Raw genomic sequence first — 17262 nt, 5'->3', positions numbered from 1 at the left:
GCAAGTCAGACGAACGACTTAGCGTTTCGTTCAGTTCCTCTTGGGTGGTATTCCCCTGAGGAACGGGGGGAGTTCATCCAGGTGAGAGTAAATGAGTTCGAGAAGTGGTTCGATTTCGTCCCATCGAGGACCTTTCTGTATCGTCTGTTCCCCTTCCTTCCAGTTGATGTATCCTAATTCTTCGAGTTTGGGAAGGTGGGCGTGATGTAGTAGTATGCGTCTCCTCTCTGTCCTGAGCAGTGGGATACCAGTGTAGTTGATAGACTCTCCTTCCCCCGAGTTCACTTCCTCATAGAGTTCGAACAGCAATCGGCGGCGGCAGATATGAGATAATGCATCCAATGCATAGTCCGTCTTTTCTGTGTTAGGTCGTTGTGCCAGCATAACACGCACATTATGGCCAGAATATAATAATCTTTGATGAACTACACAGGCGACCGATATGTGAGTAGACTTGCTCTCTCGGCCAAATCGACGTAACCGAACGTGAAATCCAAGTTGGAAAATCACCCAAGACTGAACAATTACACATCAATTCTAAGTGGAGACGAAACATTATGAATTGGCTTTGAGGGGCCCTCAATTCAAATTACGACTACTATGTTAGGTGGGGTTTTAGCTAATCTCGGCGGATATGGGCACTATACTGACTGGACATCTCGGTCGGAATGGGCGTTTACAAGCGGTGTAGGAGAATGCCCCGGGGCTTGACCCCGAAGCGGTTCACCTTAGTAGGAACTCCCGCACTGCTCACTTACGTATCAGGGGTGCAGCAACGTTTCTGTCGTCATCGAGATTCGTTTCAAGTATTCTCACAGGGCTGTCGTTCATTGGGCTGTTTTGGCATACCATAAGGCTCAAGCAAGCGATTGATCTGTATTGTTCAAGAGAGTGGGACGGCACATACGGGGGGACCCTCTAGCTGCCTTATAAATGTATTACCGGATTAAGCTAAATCTCGATGCTATTCTGGGCCCGTTATTCAATTGTATGGCACACAGAAGTCGCACTAGCGAGACGGGCAAAGACGCTGAATCAAAATTTTATCTCCCTGTCGGCATCATACCATCTTCCAAAGAGAGTCGGATCGAGCGCATCTGGGCGGCCCTATTCAATCACCGCGTCTGAGAAGTTATAGTAGCGTTTGCAACTGATTGCGCATTCGATCGCACGCGGTCGTGCGATCAGATGCGTGAAGACGTGCAAACGCGACTATAGGACCGCTGCAAGGGTGGCGATGTGGGGGAAGCAGTCAACTAGTTTTCCCACGGATCTTCTCACCGACCCAGTTCAAGGACCATCTTACGGGAGTCTCGGGTGTTTTTTGTGAATGTCACAAGATGTGTTTCAATTAAGTACCTCGGAAACGAAAATAGAGCGAGAAGCACGTCTTAGAAATCACTCGTGTAGAGGACTAATGAGCGATATTAAAGCCGTCATCCGAGTCGAGAATCCGGATATTGTGCTCACGAGGACTGTTAGTCACGACCAAAGTGCGAAAGTTATGCCCGTGTCGGAAGCCGGTACTGATCCCGACTCGGGGCGGTTTCTATACCACGTTGAGTCCTCGGACTTCTGTCGATTCGAAGATGGGTTACGGAATGATCACACGATAGCCGCGTTCAATCGAGTCATCGAAACCACCGCTGAGAGGGCAATCTACAGCTTTGAGTATACTGACAACGCAAAGACGTTCTCGCCGGTGATCTCGAAAGCGGACGGCGTCGCGCTTGAGATGGAAAACGAAGGCAACGCGTGGCTCATCTCGCTGTGGATGCCCGATCGAGACAAACTGGCCGATATTTGGGACTACGCTCAGGACAACAGCATCGACATCGAGCTTCGGCGGGTAAACGAGTATGCGAGTTTAGGAAAGACAACTGCTGGATTGACTGAAACGCAACGCGAGGCGTTACTCGTCGCATTCGAGGCTGGGTACTTCAACGACCCACGCGACGTAACGCTCACCGAGGTTGCGGACACGCTCGACATCTCGAAGCCAGCGGCCAGTGGTCTTCTGCGACGTGGGATCCAGCGATTAATCATCTCCACCCTCGTTGAAGACAGTTGACCAACGACACATTTTCCCGCTGGTCAGTTACGTGTTGCAACTGCTACGACAACGGATACTCGCGCACGTGTTCGCACCGGAAGATTTCGGAACCTCCCGAACTCGTTCGGGCCTGTAATGATCCCCACCGAAAGGGAATGTTCCGTATGAACTCAGTTTCGGTCAGTCGGCGCCTTGACGCCCCGACGACGACCGTACGCGACGCGATGTTCGACCTTGAACCGTTCGTACGTTCGGCTGGATTCGATGAAGTGACGGTCGACGGGGACATCATAGACGTCGCAAATCAGGTCGGCCCGATCCGAATTGAACTCACGTTCTCCGTCGTCGACGACCCCGCAGGGGACCTCACGTACGAACAGCGCGAGGGGATTTTCGAGACGATGCGAACGACGTACGTTCTCTCTGAGCGACCTGACGGAACGGAGGCCGTAGCGACGACGGAGTTTGCCTTGGATCTCACCCTCATAGGTGAATTCTTGGACGCAACCATAATCAAGCGTCAGCGGCGGGTCGAACTCACAGCGCAGTTAGAGTACCTTGAATCGGCCACGCGGTGAGAGCGTGCGAATACATTCGGCGCGTTACTTTCCGTCGACAGTGACCGACAAGCCAGTATGGCGAGTGTCTCACGCGACGACGTCGAATCTGTCACGGACCGCCTTCCCCACAACTCTTGGTCGGGGAATATCGAAAAGCCGAAACACGCCGACGGTCCCGACCTCGTCGCCGCCAAAGCTATCGACGCCGTGAATCACACGGCAGCAGGCCACCACGTGAACTTGGTCACGCACGGGACTCACGGTCATCCCCGCGGGTTCCTGTACCCGGCGCTCACTACCGGGTTCGGCGGCGATCTGGGAGAGGAGTACGTCAAACAGTGCAGATGCGGCGGCCACGTGACCCGGGCTTACGGAAGTGCGAGGAGAAAGCCTCGCGCGTTAGCGCGGGGAGGATGTCAAGTCGAGTAGACTGATGAGCGCGTTCCATCCAATACGTGGCCCACAATCGATCGCCCCTCGTGTGAGTCTGCCGGTCAGTGGGCGCTCTGATTTCATCGACGTACGAGTCGATCCCCGGCATAATTGCCGGTCAGGAGAGGTGGATAACCACCGTGATCCGGATTTATTCAAGGTGATCGATATACGCTGGGAGATCCCGTTTTGGTCTTGACACGCGGGATTCGGCCTGGTATTTATCGCATCTGCTCCTGTATGTCTATATGGAAACGATGTCTAGTACCCACGACGACCACGATCACGACCACGACGCACAGCCCGTCACCGACCGGATTCACGACAACTCGTGGTCGGCGAACCTCGAGAAACCGGAACACGCCGATGATCGGCAGCTGGTAGTCGACCAAGCCCTTTCGGCGATCGAACACACCGCGCCCGGCAACCACGTGAACCTCGTCACACACGCCAACCACGGTCATCCAGAGGGCTACCTCTACGACGTGTTAGAGAGCGAAGGCGGTGACGACGTTGAGTGGGAATACATCGAACAGTGTGGCTGCGGGGGACACGTCATTAGAGTTCACGTTCCCTATTAGCGTTTGCAACTGAGTGCGCATTCGATCGCACGCAGTCGTGCGATCGGATGCGTGAAGACGTGCAAACGCTACTATAGCGACCGTCAGAAGCGATCTTTCGGCCGGCTCAATTTCTCCGCATACGAAGATGGAGCTACTTCCGATTTCCTGTCTAAATCTACGTTCTTGAATATATTCGGAGTACTAACCACGTCACTCGAGACCGTACGATAATCTATGCCCGGGTTCCCATCCCCGTTCGGGGGCGAGGACGACGAGCTCTTCGACTCCTACGACGAATTCGTCTCTGATAACGTTCCGAGGCCAGGGCCGTTTCTCGACGGACACAACATCTTGGCTGGGCCGGATCACGTCAGCTTCCACAGATTGACGCGTGAACTCTTCGAGGAACGGAAGGTGTACGATATGACGTTCAACTACAACCTCGCACGGTTGAACCTCGATACGCGCCATCCCGGCGCGGGGTATCGGTATGCGGTGGAATCACCCGACGCCGACGACGCCATCGACGTCGACGCCGTCTTGCGGGCTGAATTCACCCCCACGACGCCGTTCTGTCCGCAGACGCACACGCTGACGATCGGATCGTTCAGGGCCTGGAACGGCCTGTCGGATCGGCACGAGTACGACCTCGTTCGCGTCCGGTCGGCGCCGATGCACCACCAGAGCGAAGCGATCAACGAACAGCTCGCGGAACTCGAAACGACGTTCCTCGAAGAAGGCGACCCCGAAGCCGAACCGACCGAAGCCCGTGAGATCGGCTCGAACCCGATGGAGCGTGCAATGACAGAAGAGGAGGCCAGCCGTGGTCCTCAGGCGCCGTTCTGAGCGGGAGGCGAGAGTATCGGTTTCCACATCGAGTTCGTTGCGTATGCATACACCGGCGTCAGTTACCCACGACTGAAGTCGTGGGCTTGTCAGTGGACTCCCCTTCTGCCGTCGAATCGACGGAGGCGGTGTAATCGCCCTTCAGGTTCAGCGTCCCTGACGTTAGCGCACACTGACAGGGTGCGCCTCCATCCGAAGACGTCTGCCCCGAATGGAGACGTTTCAACAACTTGCGAGCGATGTTCTTGCTCGCGTTGTAATCCGCGTTCAGTTCGTACTCGCACTTCTGACACACGAATTGGTGTTTCGACCGCCGGTTGGTCTCGTGGGTAAACCCACACGATGAACACCGTTGGCTCGTGTACGCAGGACTCACCTGTTCACCCTCGATGCCGAACATTTCAGCCTTGTACTCGGTGTACTGGTAGAGGCGTCGGAACGCCCACGCGTGGAATCGCTTTGCACCAGCCATCCGCTCGCGAATGTCGGTCACGGTGGAATGTCGCACTTCGCTTGTCGTAGACGACGCTCCACGCATCGAAATGCGGTTGGCTGGTGTTGTCGCCTTTTTTGAGTCGGGCGACACCGCTTTTCGTGGCCTCGATAGCCCGTCGAATCCCCTTCTGGACGAGATTCGCGGTCAACTCCGTCTCGGTTCGGAGTTGTTCGTAGAGAGCGTTCTCTGCTTTCTGTTTCGAGGTCACGCAGTAGTCGTTCGGGTGTCTCCACGCCCACGCTGCGGTGGTGTTCGCACAGTGGAGGAACTGGGTTTTGGTTTGATGGATGTCGTCGCACCGCTCGTCGGGTACGTCGAGTTTGACTTTGACGGTACGAATCACGTCCTCCATCCGTGTTTCACATATAGAATTAAATCTTTATAAATTTTACAGCTCACGGTGGGGAGTCAGACTGCTATTGCTCGTGGATTGTGTCGAGGGTTGTCGGATTCCTCCCACGACTAAAGTCGTGGGCTTCCTCCTTGTATCTCTGTGAAGCTGACCGATAAAGGCAGGGAGGTTGCCCGAGAACTCGCGTGGGGACTCTGCGTCGTCGAGGACTTTTTCGAATCGGAGCCCTCCGCGGACCTCAACGAGGACCAGTCCTACGATATCGGCTATACGCTTCCTCCTGAGGCTATCAAGCGATTGCGTGACTTGGTCAACCATCCCCGCATCGATCGCTGCCCGCAGACGAGACAAGACGACGATGGCTGTCGCATCGCGTAGCGAGTTCGTCCGAACATAGTCGGGGATGTGTATTGGACGACAGGTCGTGAATATGTCTCTATGAGTGTCGACCTGAACACTGACGCGGACGTAGTACTCGATGTTCGAGAGATAGACGGTCAGCCGTTCGATCCGATTATGACCGCACTTGGTGAACTCTCGGAGGCGGAGACGCTACTGCTCATCAACAGTTTCGAACCTGAACCGCTGTATGAGGTCCTGACAGAGCGCGGGTTCGAGTACGAGACTGAGCAGCGTGATCCGGATCACTGGCGCGTCCGTATTGAACACGCCCGATAATGATTGTACTCACTGTTTACCGGTGATCGCCCACTCGGTTGGCGGCAATCACCGGTACAAGACGAGAACAAGTCAGTATGAGGGAACGACCAGACTCTCGCAGCATACTGTTGTATCGCGCCACTCAGCGGGCGGTGACGACGAGGTGGTCGTCGTCGGTTCGGCCGATCTCGGGGACCGACTCTCGGCGTGAGTTGAAGACAATCGGGGTCGCGGCTGCGCGAGTGGTATCGTCCGCGTGCAAAAATCGCTCGACGACCTCGACGACGGGTCGGTCCTCGTCGTGAAGATCACTGACAAACGCGCCCGAACGGAGTATCCACAGTTGGCTGAAACAGGAGTTCCAGCAGCGATACGTCGACGCCTTCGAGTGGCGGATCGTCGAGCAGGAACCGGGCCGCGTCGCCGTCCGGATCACGAAGCGGACGGACGTCGACGGTGAAGACGCCGAATCGGGCTCCTGTTCCGGGGAGGAGGCCCACCACCACGGTCACGACCAGCACACACACCACGACGGTGAGGAGGCCGAGAGAGACGGGAGAGCAGCGTCCGAATCCGACGAGAACCTCGACGTCGAAGTTAGCCAAGAACTCGATGTCAGGGAGTATCCGCCCGCTCGTCGCCACGAGCTGATCTTCAAGGCGTACGACGACCTCGAACGGGGTGAAGCGTTCGCCCTCGTCAACGACCACGACCCGAAGCCGCTGTATCATCAGTTCGCCGCCGAGGAGGGACCGGAATTTCACTGGCAGTATCGACAGAAGGAACCCGGGGAGTTCCGAGTGCTCGTCGGGAAACTCGGCGAAGGCGAAGAGGCGTCATTAGACCCCGTAGAAGAGGGAGCCCCATTCTGAACGGCGAAAAAAAGGTGGGTTCCTAGAACAGCGCGGCGGCGACGGCTTGGGCGGTCTCGATGACCGGGCCGAAGCCGGGCAGGAGCAGCATCGTTCCGATGCCGGCGAACAGCACCGCGGCGTACAGGCCGACCGGCCGGTTCTCGATCTCGAAGTCGCCCGCGGGCGACTCGATCCACATCGCCTTGACGACGCGGCTGTAGTAGAACAGCGACAGCGCGCTGTTGACCGCGCCGACGGCGGCGAGCCACCAGAACCCTGACTCGATCGCCGAGTAGAACAGGGCGTACTTCGAGAGGAAGCCGCCGAACGGCGGCAGCCCCGCGAGGCTGAACATAAACACCGTCATCGCGACCGCCGCGATCGGCGCCACAGACGCAAGCCCGTTGTAGTCCTCGAACGTCCGGCCGACGCCCCAGTGTTCGGCGAGGGCGATGAACAGGAACGCACCGGTGTTCATGAAGCCGTAGACGAGCAGGTGCGCCATCGATGCCCCGAGCACGTCACCGTTCGGACCGCCCGCCGTCAGCGCCGCGAGTCCGATGAGCGCGTAGCCCGCGTGTCCGATCGAGGAGTACGCGAGCATCCGCTTGACGTTCTCCTGCGTCGCCGCGGCGAAGTTGCCGAGCGTCATCGTGACGACGGCGAGCACCTGGAACGCGAGCACCCAGTCGACGCCAGCCGGAATCGCTCCCAGCGGGAAGGCCTCGACGAAGACGCGGAACGCGACCGCGAAGCCGGCGGCCTTCGACGCCGAGGAGAGGAACGCCGAGATCGGCGCGGGCGCGCCCTCGTAGGCCTCCGGCGCCCAGAAGTGGAACGGGACGGAGGCGGTCTTGTAGGCGACGCCGCCGACGAGCATCAGCACGCCGATGCCGAGGACGCCGGCCATCTCGGTGTCGCCGAGGGCCGCGGCCACGTCGCCGAGCACGAGCGATCCCGTGACGGCGTAGACGAGGCTGATACCGAAGACCATCACGGCCGAGGAGACCGATCCGATGAGGAAGTACTTCAGGCCTGCCTCGACGCTGCCGCGGTTCTTCTTCAGGAACGCGACGAGCGCGTACGAGGGCAGCGAGGCGAGTTCGAGGCTGATGAACACCGTGGCGAGCGAGTTCGCCATCGACATCATCGTCATCCCCGTGGCGGCGAAGAGCACCAGCGAGTAGAACTCCGCTTGGTGTGCGTGACCGCGCAGGTAGTCGTAGGCGGCGACCGCCACCATCGCGGTGACGACCGTGAAGATGAGTGTGAAAAAGAGGCTCATCCCGTCGACGACGAGCGAGTCGCCGAACAGCGAGATCGCACCGCCGGTGTGTTCCTGTCCGGTTCCAGCGACGAGGAACCACGCCGCGACACCGAACGCCAGCAGCGATCCGGCGGCGGAGACGCCCGCGAGGAGCGCGTTACTCGTCCGCTTCGGCGACAGCGTGTCGATGCCGAGCAGCACCAGCCCGGTCAGTCCGAGCAGGATCGCCGGCAGGAGCGCCGTCCAAGCCGCGACGGATTCCGCCTGCAGTGCGAGCGCGTCGACCATCACAGCCCACCTCCCGAGAGGATCGGGTTAACCGCGTCTTGGATCATCCCGAAGAAGAGGTCGGGCGCGACGCCGAGCACGATGGTGAGCAGCAACAGCACCGCCAGCGGCGCGACGTCGTGGAACGGCGCGTTCGTGATCTCGTACTCGTCGTCGAAGCTGAACGGCCCGAACAGCGTGCGCTGCATCGCAAAGAGCAGGTAGCCCGCGACGATGACGATGCCGAACATCGCCGCCGCCGTGAACAGCGGCATCCCCGCGTGGACCGTCGACTCGAAGGAGCCCTTGAAGATGAAGAACTCGCCCGCGAAGCCGGCCATGAGCGGCAGTCCCATATAGCCGAACGCACCGGCGACGAAGATGCCGGCGGTGACGGGCATCCGGTCTGCGATGCCGGACATATCGCCGACCATCCGGGTGTGCGTGGTGTTGTAGATGACGCCGACCGCCATGAACATCAGCCCGGAGATGAGCCCGTGCGCGATCATCTGGAACGTCGCGCCGCCGACCCCGTAGGTCGTGTACGCGACGAGTCCGAGGATGACGTACCCCATCGAGGACACGGACGAGTACGCGACGATGCGCTTGAGGTCCTGCTGGGCGAGCGCCAGCATCGCGCCGTAGATGACGCTGATGACGGCGATCCCCGCAATCGGGATGACCAGCGCGGTCGCGACGTCGGGCATCATCGTGAAGTTGAACCGCAGCAGGGCGTACGTCCCCATCTTCAGGAGGACGCCCGCCAGCATCACCGACACCGGCGTCGGCGCTTCGACGTGAGCGTCCGGCAGCCACGTGTGCAGCGGCGCGACGGGGACTTTCACCGCGAAGCCGAGGAACATCGCCACGAAGGCGACCAGCTTCAGCGTCGCGGCGTCGAGGCCCGCGAAGCCGCCGAGGTCGCCGGCGCGGAGCGCCTGTGCGATCTCGGGGAGGCGCATCGACGACACTGAGTCTCCGAGGCCGAACACGAGGGCGATGAAGCCGATGAACATCACGAGCGACGCCACGTTCGTGTACACGAAGAACTTGATCGCGGCGTAGCGGCGGTTCGGACCGCCCCACACGCCGATGAGGAAGTACATCGGAACGAGGACGGCCTCCCAGAAGACGAACCAGACGAAGAAGTCGAGCGCGGTGAACACGCCGAGGAGGTTCGCCTCCATGAAGAGCATCAGCCCGTAGAACTGCGATTTGCGGTCGCCGATCGGCGTCCACGCGCTGACGATCGCGAGCGTCGTGAGAATCGTCGTGAGGACGATAAGCGGCAGGCTGATGCCGTCGACGCCGACGAACCAGTGCAGGTCGAGGCCGCCGAGCGTCAGCCAGACGACGTCCGTCTCGAACGCGATCGAACCCCCCAGAAGGGCGTTCCCGCTCGCGTCGTACTGTGCCCACATCCAGAGGCTCCCGAGGACCGGGAGCGCGCTGAGTGCCGCCGCGAGTCGACCGGCGTACTCGTCGGGAGCGACGAACACGACCAGCGCGGCGAGGAACGTGACTGCGATGAGCGCTTCGATAATCATACGAACCACCCTCCGAGGAGGCCGAAGGCCAGAATGAGCGCTGTCAGCCCGAGCGTGAGGAGCGCCGCGTAGTTACTCACCACGCCCGTCTGAACGCGACGGACGCGTCCGCCCGCGAACAGGCTGACGCCCGAGACGCCGTTGACGACGCCGTCGACGATGCCGCCGTCGAACTTGTTCGCGACGCGCGCGACCGGGCGCGTGACGCCGTTGGCCAGCCAGACCTGGTACTCGTCTTGGTAGTAGTTGTTGTACAGCAGCGTCTTGATGCGCCCGAGCCGATCGGTGTGCCGGATCGGCTCGGGGACGTTGTACAGGAGGTACGCGACGCCCGATCCCGCGAGCGCGAGACCGAGCGAGACCGCGCCCGGAAGCAGCGGGCTCAGGTGGAGCCCCGCTGCACCGTACCCGGCGAAGTCGTGGAGCAGCGTACTGTAGTGCTCGGTCGTCAGCCCAGCGATGCCGTGTTCGAGCCACTGGTGCAGGTACTCGATGTGGAGTCCGGTCAACTCTGCGACCGGAACCATGTTCACGAGGCCGGCCGTCGCGGCCAGCACGCCGAGGACGGCGAGCGGGAACTTGACGTTCCAGCGCACGCCGTGGGGATCCTCCGCGGTCTGCGTCCGCGGCTTCCCGTGGAAGGTGAGAAACACCATCCGGAAGGTGTAGAAGCCGGTGAAGAAGACGGCGAGCAGCCCCATCGCGTAGGCCGCGAGCAGGATCACGTTACCGTCGAGACCGTGGAGCAGCGTCTCATAGAGGACCTCGTCTTTCGACCAGAAGCCGGCGAACGGGAAGATGCCCGCGAGAGCGAGCGATCCCGAGAGGAACGTGTAGTAGGTGACGGGCATCTTGTCTTTCAGTCCGCCCATGTCCCACATATTCTCGTTGTGGTGCATCGCGATGATGACCGACCCCGCACCGAGGAAGAGCAGCGCCTTGAAGAAGGCGTGCGTCATCAGATGGAAGGTCGCGGCGACGTAGCCGCCGCCGCCGAGTGCCAGCATCATATACCCGTACTGTGAGATCGTCGAGTACGCGAGCACCTGTTTGATCTCGCGCTTGACGAGCCCCATCGTCGCCGCGAACAGCGCCGTGAAGCCGCCGATGAAGGCGATGATCGCGAGCGCGGTCGGCGAGATGGCGTAGAAGCCGTACATCCGCGCGACGAGGTAGACCCCGGCGGCGACCATCGTCGCCGCGTGGATGAGCGCCGAGACCGGCGTCGGGCCCTCCATCGCGTCGGGCAGCCACGTGTGCAGCGGGAACTGCGCGGACTTGCCGATCACGCCGCCCAGGACGAGCAGGCCGACGATCGTGAACCACGTCTGCGGCGCGAAGCCGAGCGTGTTGACCGTCGCCTCGCCGCGGAGCGCCGCCTCGGCGAGCGCGGGGAACGACTCCGAGCCGGCGAACGCCGCCGTGCCGAACGTCGCGAAGACCGCGACGACGCCGACGAGGAAGAAGTAGTCGCCGAACCGGGTGACGAGGAACGCCTTCTTCGCCGCGCTCGGCGGACCCGGCTCGCGGAAGTGAAAGCCGATGAGCAGGTACGAACACAGTCCGACCAGCTCGAAGAACATGAACGCCATCAGCAGATTGTCCGCGACGACGAAGCCGAGCATCGACGCCGTGAACAGGCCGAGGCCGGCGTAGTAGCGCGGTAGCCCCGTCTCGTCGGGGTCGTCGTTCATGTAGCCGAGACTGAAGACGTGGACGAGGAACGCGATGAGCGTCACGATGAGCAGCATCATCGCCGACAGCGGGTCGATCAGGATGCCGAACGTGAGATCGACCGCGTCGATCCCCTCGGCCCACGTGTAAATGGTCGCGTCGTACGTCTGTCCCCCGGCGACGGTCAGCACCGTCGCGATTGCGAGGATGAGCGACCCCGCCGTCGCGGCGATTCCGGCCTCCGCGCCGCCTCTCGGCAGGCGGTCGCCGAACGCGAGCGCGACGAGGAACGAGACGAACGGCAACAACACGATCGCGGGTGCGAAGTCGAATATTCCTGCCATCTTACCACCTCATCGTCGCTGCCTCAGTGACGTCGACGCTGTCGAAGTTGCGGTACAGCACCAGGATGATCCCGATCCCGATCGCGACTTCGGCGGCGGCGAGCGCCATCACGAACAGCCCGAACGTCTGTCCCGTGACGTTGCCCCAGACGTAGGAGAACGCGACGAGATTGATGTTCGCGGCGTTCAACATCAGTTCGACCGACATCAGGAACAAGAGCGCGTTGCGCCGGGTCAGGATGCCGAACAGGCCGATACAGAAGACGGCCGCGGAGAGGAGCAGGTAATACTCCGGCGGCACCATCACTCCTCACCCCCGCCGAACAGCGTGCGTTTGAGCTCTCGGCCGCCGTCGGCTATGAGCGTCCGGCCCTCGCTGCTCTCGCGCGTCGCGAGGTGCACAGCGCCGTCGAGTGCGACGTCCAGCGTGACGGCCATGAGGAGGAACGCGACGAGGAAGCTCTCGCCGGCGACGTCGCCGAGGTCGAGGTTGAACATCGCGTAGCCGATACTGGCCGTGATGTTCGCGCCCTCAGCGAACCCCTGCGGGTCCGGGAACGTCGATGCGAGGATCGCTGCGGCCATCACGACGAACAGCGCCGCGGCGGCGAGACCGGGAACGAGGTGCGATCCGAGGTTCAGTTCCGGTTTCGTGGTCATGTGCTACTCACCTCCGGTTGTGTGCGCGTCAGCATCACGGCGAACGTGATCAGTATGAGCACCCCGCCCACGTAGACGAGGATCTGCATGGCGGCGAGAAACTCCGCCTGCAACATCACGTAGTGCACCGCGACGCTCAAGAGCGCGCCCCCGAGTAGGAGTGCGGAGTGCCAGACGTCCCGCACGAGGACGACGCCCAGGCTGCAGCCCACGGTCACGAGGGCGAACAGCGCGAACGCGATGGTTTCATAAACCATTGTGTGTGTCTCCTTGAGGTATCCCTTTGAAGATTTCGAGAAGTCCGCGGGCGGATTCCGCCCCGAGCGGACTTTGATCGGCGGCCTGTCCCACGCAGTGAGGGGTCACCTCACTGGTAATCCACCTCGCCCTCCCCCTCGCCGATCCACGCGCCGCGGTCGGGTTCTCGGGAGTTGAGCGGGTCGATGTCCTTGTACCACGGGACGTTCTTCAACTGCTCTTTGTTGTACACGAAGTCATCTTTCGTGTCGGCGACGAACTCGAAGTTCTGCGTGAGCAGGATGGCGTCGACGGGGCAGACCTCCTCGCACAGCCGGCAGTAGATGCACTGGCCGATGTGGAGGTTGTACTGCTCGCCGTTGCGCTGGTCGTCTTGGACGATCTGGATCGTGTCGTTCGGACAGACGTTCTCGCACTGTCGACACCAGATACAGCGCTCTTGGCTGAACTTGTGGACCCCGCGGAACCGGGGGCTCACCTCGGGGGCGACGTCCGGGTACTCGACCGTGAACGTCTTCCCGTCCAGCGCGTGCTTCATCGTCGTCGCCATCGATTTGAGTACGCCGATCATGCTATCACTCCCACGATTACGGCCGTGAGCACCAGGTTCGCGAAGGAGAGCACGAGCATTCCCTTCCACCCGACGTCGAGGAACTGGTCGACGCGGAGGCGGGGGATCGCCGAGCGCGCCCACTGGGTGAACAGATAGAACGCCCAGATCTTGATCGTGAACCAAACGAATCCCGGCAGGACCGGTCCGGCCGGCCCGCCGAGGAACAGCGTCGCCGCGAGCGCGCCGCCGAGGAAGATGTGGATGAACTCACCGAGGTAGATGAGTACGAAGTACACCGAGGAGTACTCGGTCTGGTACCCGGCGACGATCTCGGTCGGCGCTTCCGGCACGTCGAAGGGGTTGCGGCCGACCTCCGCGAGGTTCGCGACCACGAACAGCACGAACGCGAACGGGTTCACGAACGCGAACCACTGCGGGATGGTCACGCCGGCGATGGTCAAGAGCGGGTCGGTCTGCTGTGCGACGATCTCGCTCATCTGGAGCGTGCCGGTGAAGATGATCACCGACGCCCCGGTGACGACGAGCGGGATCTCGTAGGCGATGTTCGATGCGATCGCCCGCAGACCGCCGAGCAGCGAGTACTTGTTGTTCGACGCGTAGCCCATCATCACCAGTCCGAGAGAGGCGATCGAAGACGCCGCGAAGGCGAAGACGAGCCCCGTCTCGGGGTCCGCGAGGTGGATGCCGTTGCCCATCGGGATCACCGCGAAGCCGAGCAGCGCCGAGAACGGCACCAGAAGCGGCCCGAGGTCGTACGCCGGGCGGTCGACGCCCTCGGGGATCACGAGCTCTTTCGAGAGCAGTCGGACGGCGTCGGTGACGATCGTCAGCAGTCCGAACGGACCGATCCGGTTGACCGCGATGCGGTCGGTGAACGCCGCGGTGATCTTCCGCTTGGCCCACGGGCCGGCGACGGCCGTCTGGACCAAGAGGAGGTTCGCGATCAGGAACGCGCCGAGCAGACCGCCGACGATCTGACCGACCGTCCCCGACAGCCCGAGCAGGCCGGCGATGCGCTCGGGGAGGAGGACCTGCGACTGCAGCGGAATCATCACCGATCCACCTCGCCGAGCACGATGTCGAGGCTCCCGAGCGACGCGACCATGTCCGGGATGTATTCTCCAGCACTCATCTCAGGCAGCGTCTGGAGGTTCGAGAAGCACGGGCTGCGGATCTTGAAGCGGCCGGGCTTTTCGGTGCCGTCCGCGCGGATGTAGATCCCGAGTTCGCCCTTTGCGGCCTCGACGGCGCGGTAGATCTCCGTGTCGTCGTCGGGGCGCAGGGTGCGCGGGACGTTCGATTGGATCGTCCGCTCCTCCTCGGGCCAGTCCTCGAGCAGGTCGACGCACTGCTCGATGATCTTCGCCGACTCCTCGACCTCTTTCATCCGGACGAGCAGCCGACTGAAGTTGTCGCAGCCGTCCTCGGTGATGACGTCCCACTCGAGCTCGTCGTAGTAGCCGTAGGGGTCGTCGCGGCGGAGGTCGTAGTCGATTCCCGACCCGCGGGCGACGGGGCCGGTCGCACCGTAGGACTTCGCGACTTCCGGCGGGAGCACGCCCGTATCGATCGTTCGGGCCTGAAGGATCTCGTTTCCGGTGATGAGGTCGTGGTACTCCTCGAGCGCCTGCGGGAGGTCGTCGAGGAAGTCACGGATCATCTCGAAGAACTCCTCGCGGGGCTCCGGGAGGTCCCAGACGACGCCGCCCAGCCGGAAGTAGTTGAACATCATCCGCTGGCCGGTGAGCTCTTCGAGCACGTTCTGCACCTTCTCGCGGTCCCGCATCGCGTACATAAAGATCGCGGTGAAGTCGCCGTAGACGTCGAGCGCGAACGTCCCGACCGCGAGCATGTGGGAGGCGATGCGGCAGAACTCCGAGCCCATCGTCCGGATGATCTGTGCGTACTCCGGCACGTCGATGTCGTTTAGGTCCTCCGCGGCGCGGGCGTACGCCCACTCGTTCAGCAGTCCCGACGACGCGTAGTCCCAGCGGTCGGGGTACGGCATGATCTGGTGGCGGTAGGTCTTCGTCTGGCACATCTGCTCCTCGCAGCGGTGGAGGTAGCCGATGTCCGGATCGACGTCTGCGACCTGCTCGCCGTCGAGGACCGTCTTGACGTGGAGGACGCCGTGGGTGGCGGGGTGGTGCGGGCCGATGTTGACGTACATCGTGTCCCCCTCCTCCTCGCGGTGGTCCTCCGCGAGGGGGTTCTCCCACTCTTTGAGCGTGACGATCTGCGGGCGGTCCTGGTCGTAGCTCTGCGAGAGCGGGTGTCCCTGCCACGTGTCCGGCAGCAGAATCCGGCGCAGGTCCGGGTGCTCGTCGTACTCGATGCCGATCAGGTCGTAGGCCTCGCGCTCGTGCCAGTCGGCGGTCCGGAAGACCGGCTCTGCGGACTGGCTCACGGGCTCGTCCTTCGGCGTCGGGACGACGACGCTGGCCTCCCGCTGTCTGTCGTCGAAGCTCGTGAGGTGGTAGATCGACTCGTAGCGATCCTCACGCTCCTCGGCGGTCACACACGAGAGGTGATCGAAGCCGGCCTCGTCGCGGAGGCGGCGGAGCGTCTCTTGGACCGCGTCCGGCCGGATGACGAATCCGGGCGCGTTGACGTGCTCCTCGCGGTCGACGACCAAGTCGCCGAGCAGCTCGGCGATCTCGTCGCCCCCGGTCGGGAGCACCTCGACCGCGCCGTCTTCGGGGGTGGGTTCTTCGAGGCTCATGGCGAATCAGCCCAGTTGTACCGCATCACGAGGTCGTCTTCGTCGATCTGTTCGGCGAGTTTCTCGACGATCTCGTCCTGTTCGAGGTCGTTGAACTGCTCGAGCTCGTACGGCTTGACCGTCACCGGGCTCGACTCGCCCTCGGCGATGCGTTGCTGCAGCTTCGCGACGCCGTAGATGAGGGCCTCCGGGCGCGGGGGACAGCCGGGGACGTGGATGTCCACGGGAATGACCTCCTCTGCGCCCTTGATGACGTTGTAGCCCTCTTGGAACGGGCCGCCCGAAATCGTACAGGAGCCCATCCCGACGACGAACTTCGGCTCGGGCATCTGGTCGTAGACGCGCTTCATCCGCGGGGCGAACTTCGAGACGATCGTCCCCGGAACGATGATGACGTCCGCCTGCCGCGGCGACGCGCGGGGGACCCCGGCCGCGAACCGGTCGAGGTCGTGCTTCACCGAGTAGGTGTGCATCATCTCGATGCTGCAACAGGCGATCCCGAACTGCAGCATAAACATCGACGAGCCGCGGACCCAGTTCATGAACTGGTCGAACTTCGTGAGGATGAACGGCGTGGAGCCGAACGCCTCCCGGAGTTTCGAGTTGAACCGGTCGTCCGCGCCGCCGCCCGTCATCCGGGCGTCCCGCGTCTCGGTCTGTACCTGCGTGTCGTCCGTGACGAATGGTGTGTCTCGTTCGCTACTCATGCGTTTCTCTCCGTCTTCCGGCGGTTCGCCAGCGGGCTTTTGACCCATCTGACTGCGCCGTTGCGCCACGCCCAGACCAGTCCGACGATGAGGATGCCGACGAATGCGAGCATCGGCAGCAACACCGTCGAGAGGGCGACTCCCTGCTCCAGTGCGGGCCGGTAGATCACGGCCCACGGGAAGATGAGAACGGTCTCGATGTCGAAGACGAGGAACAGCAGCGCGACCATGTAGTACTGGATGTTAAACTGGACGCGCGCCGTTCCGGTCGGCACCTCGCCGCTCTCGTAGGTGGCGCGTTTACCTTGTTCGGGTACCGACGGGCGGAGTATCGCCGAGACGGCCATCATCCCCAGTGGGATTCCGACGGCGACGAGCCCGAGGGCCCCGATTGCGATCCATTCACTCATTCCGTAGTCTCCCTGA

The 17262-nt window shown here is 61.8% G+C and carries 20 protein-coding genes and 1 pseudogene; 8 read left to right on the top strand and 13 right to left on the bottom strand.

The window, feature by feature from the left end:
• Positions 1–30: 30 nt before the first annotated feature.
• Positions 31–384, bottom strand: a complete 354-nt coding sequence (locus tag ACT3HL_RS06860) for a DUF7344 domain-containing protein (protein WP_445086069.1) — start codon at positions 382–384, stop codon at positions 31–33.
• A 1033-nt stretch (positions 385–1417) separates the two neighbouring features.
• Between ACT3HL_RS06860 and ACT3HL_RS06855 the strand changes: the two genes are divergently transcribed.
• The 5 genes from ACT3HL_RS06855 (at position 1418) to ACT3HL_RS06835 (ending at position 4454) form a co-directional block, all read left to right on the top strand.
• Positions 1418–2071 (top strand): helix-turn-helix domain-containing protein, encoded by a 654-nt coding sequence (locus ACT3HL_RS06855; protein WP_445086068.1) that lies wholly within the window; start codon positions 1418–1420, stop codon positions 2069–2071.
• Between the two features lie 146 nt (positions 2072–2217).
• Complete coding sequence (locus ACT3HL_RS06850) at positions 2218–2631, top strand: SRPBCC family protein (protein ID WP_445086067.1); 414 nt, start codon at positions 2218–2220, stop codon at positions 2629–2631.
• A 57-nt stretch (positions 2632–2688) separates the two neighbouring features.
• Complete coding sequence (locus ACT3HL_RS06845; protein WP_445086066.1) at positions 2689–3042, top strand: CGCGG family putative rSAM-modified RiPP protein; 354 nt, start codon at positions 2689–2691, stop codon at positions 3040–3042.
• A gap of 260 nt (positions 3043–3302) precedes the next feature.
• On the top strand, positions 3303–3626 hold the full coding sequence (locus tag ACT3HL_RS06840; protein WP_445086183.1) for a CGCGG family putative rSAM-modified RiPP protein: 324 nt from the start codon (positions 3303–3305) through the stop codon (positions 3624–3626).
• 216 nt (positions 3627–3842) lie between these two features.
• Entirely contained in the window at positions 3843–4454 is a 612-nt protein-coding gene (locus tag ACT3HL_RS06835; protein ID WP_445086065.1) for a hypothetical protein, read from the top strand.
• 58 nt (positions 4455–4512) lie between these two features.
• Here the strand turns inward: ACT3HL_RS06835 and ACT3HL_RS06830 are convergent.
• Positions 4513–5302 (bottom strand): annotated as a pseudogene (locus ACT3HL_RS06830) (RNA-guided endonuclease InsQ/TnpB family protein).
• Between the two features lie 141 nt (positions 5303–5443).
• On the opposite strand from ACT3HL_RS06830, the gene ACT3HL_RS06825 reads away from it, so the two are divergent.
• From ACT3HL_RS06825 to ACT3HL_RS06815, 3 genes are all read left to right on the top strand, one after another.
• A complete protein-coding gene (locus tag ACT3HL_RS06825; protein ID WP_445086064.1) occupies positions 5444–5680 on the top strand; it encodes a hypothetical protein in 237 nt (78 codons plus the stop codon).
• 60 nt (positions 5681–5740) lie between these two features.
• Entirely contained in the window at positions 5741–5980 is a 240-nt protein-coding gene (locus ACT3HL_RS06820; protein WP_445086063.1) for a DUF2249 domain-containing protein, read from the top strand.
• 293 nt (positions 5981–6273) lie between these two features.
• Positions 6274–6834, top strand: a complete 561-nt coding sequence (locus ACT3HL_RS06815) for a DUF2249 domain-containing protein (protein WP_445086182.1) — start codon at positions 6274–6276, stop codon at positions 6832–6834.
• A 22-nt stretch (positions 6835–6856) separates the two neighbouring features.
• Here ACT3HL_RS06815 and ACT3HL_RS06810 read toward each other — a convergent pair whose 3' ends face one another.
• The 11 genes from ACT3HL_RS06810 to ACT3HL_RS06760 all read right to left on the bottom strand — a co-directional run bounded on the left by ACT3HL_RS06810 (position 6857) and on the right by ACT3HL_RS06760 (position 17246).
• Complete coding sequence (locus ACT3HL_RS06810; RefSeq protein ID WP_445086062.1) at positions 6857–8371, bottom strand: NADH-quinone oxidoreductase subunit NuoN; 1515 nt, start codon at positions 8369–8371, stop codon at positions 6857–6859.
• Entirely contained in the window at positions 8371–9897 is a 1527-nt protein-coding gene (locus ACT3HL_RS06805) for an NADH-quinone oxidoreductase subunit M (protein WP_445086061.1), read from the bottom strand. The genes ACT3HL_RS06810 and ACT3HL_RS06805 overlap by 1 nt, the downstream gene beginning before the upstream one ends.
• Entirely contained in the window at positions 9894–11915 is a 2022-nt protein-coding gene (gene nuoL / locus ACT3HL_RS06800) for an NADH-quinone oxidoreductase subunit L (RefSeq protein WP_445086060.1), read from the bottom strand. The genes ACT3HL_RS06805 and nuoL overlap by 4 nt, the downstream gene beginning before the upstream one ends.
• Before the next feature lies 1 nt (position 11916).
• Positions 11917–12219 (bottom strand): NADH-quinone oxidoreductase subunit NuoK, encoded by a 303-nt coding sequence (gene nuoK, locus ACT3HL_RS06795; RefSeq protein WP_445086059.1) that lies wholly within the window; start codon positions 12217–12219, stop codon positions 11917–11919.
• Positions 12219–12575, bottom strand: coding sequence for a proton-conducting membrane transporter (locus tag ACT3HL_RS06790; protein ID WP_445086058.1), 357 nt, complete (start codon positions 12573–12575; stop codon positions 12219–12221). Before ACT3HL_RS06790 ends, nuoK begins: the two co-directional genes overlap by 1 nt.
• Complete coding sequence (locus ACT3HL_RS06785) at positions 12572–12832, bottom strand: NADH-quinone oxidoreductase subunit J (RefSeq protein ID WP_103992159.1); 261 nt, start codon at positions 12830–12832, stop codon at positions 12572–12574. Before ACT3HL_RS06785 ends, ACT3HL_RS06790 begins: the two co-directional genes overlap by 4 nt.
• Positions 12833–12942: 110 nt before the next feature.
• Complete coding sequence (locus tag ACT3HL_RS06780; RefSeq protein WP_445086057.1) at positions 12943–13404, bottom strand: 4Fe-4S binding protein; 462 nt, start codon at positions 13402–13404, stop codon at positions 12943–12945.
• Positions 13401–14459: an NADH-quinone oxidoreductase subunit H gene (locus ACT3HL_RS06775; RefSeq protein WP_445086056.1), complete on the bottom strand. Its 1059-nt coding sequence runs from the start codon at positions 14457–14459 to the stop codon at positions 13401–13403. The genes ACT3HL_RS06780 and ACT3HL_RS06775 overlap by 4 nt, the downstream gene beginning before the upstream one ends.
• Positions 14459–16129, bottom strand: coding sequence for an NADH-quinone oxidoreductase subunit D (locus tag ACT3HL_RS06770; protein ID WP_445086055.1), 1671 nt, complete (start codon positions 16127–16129; stop codon positions 14459–14461). The genes ACT3HL_RS06775 and ACT3HL_RS06770 overlap by 1 nt, the downstream gene beginning before the upstream one ends.
• Entirely contained in the window at positions 16126–16836 is a 711-nt protein-coding gene (locus ACT3HL_RS06765; RefSeq protein ID WP_445086054.1) for an NADH-quinone oxidoreductase subunit B, read from the bottom strand. Before ACT3HL_RS06765 ends, ACT3HL_RS06770 begins: the two co-directional genes overlap by 4 nt.
• Positions 16833–17246 carry an NADH-quinone oxidoreductase subunit A gene (locus tag ACT3HL_RS06760; RefSeq protein ID WP_445086053.1) on the bottom strand — a complete coding sequence of 138 codons (414 nt, stop codon included), beginning with the start codon at positions 17244–17246 and terminating at the stop codon, positions 16833–16835. The genes ACT3HL_RS06765 and ACT3HL_RS06760 overlap by 4 nt, the downstream gene beginning before the upstream one ends.
• Between the last annotated feature and the right edge of the window lie 16 nt (positions 17247–17262).

Source organism: Halobellus sp. GM3 (assembly GCF_052545375.1).
Note: the sequence above shows the minus strand (reverse complement) of the source record. Positions and strands in the feature narration are given on the sequence as shown.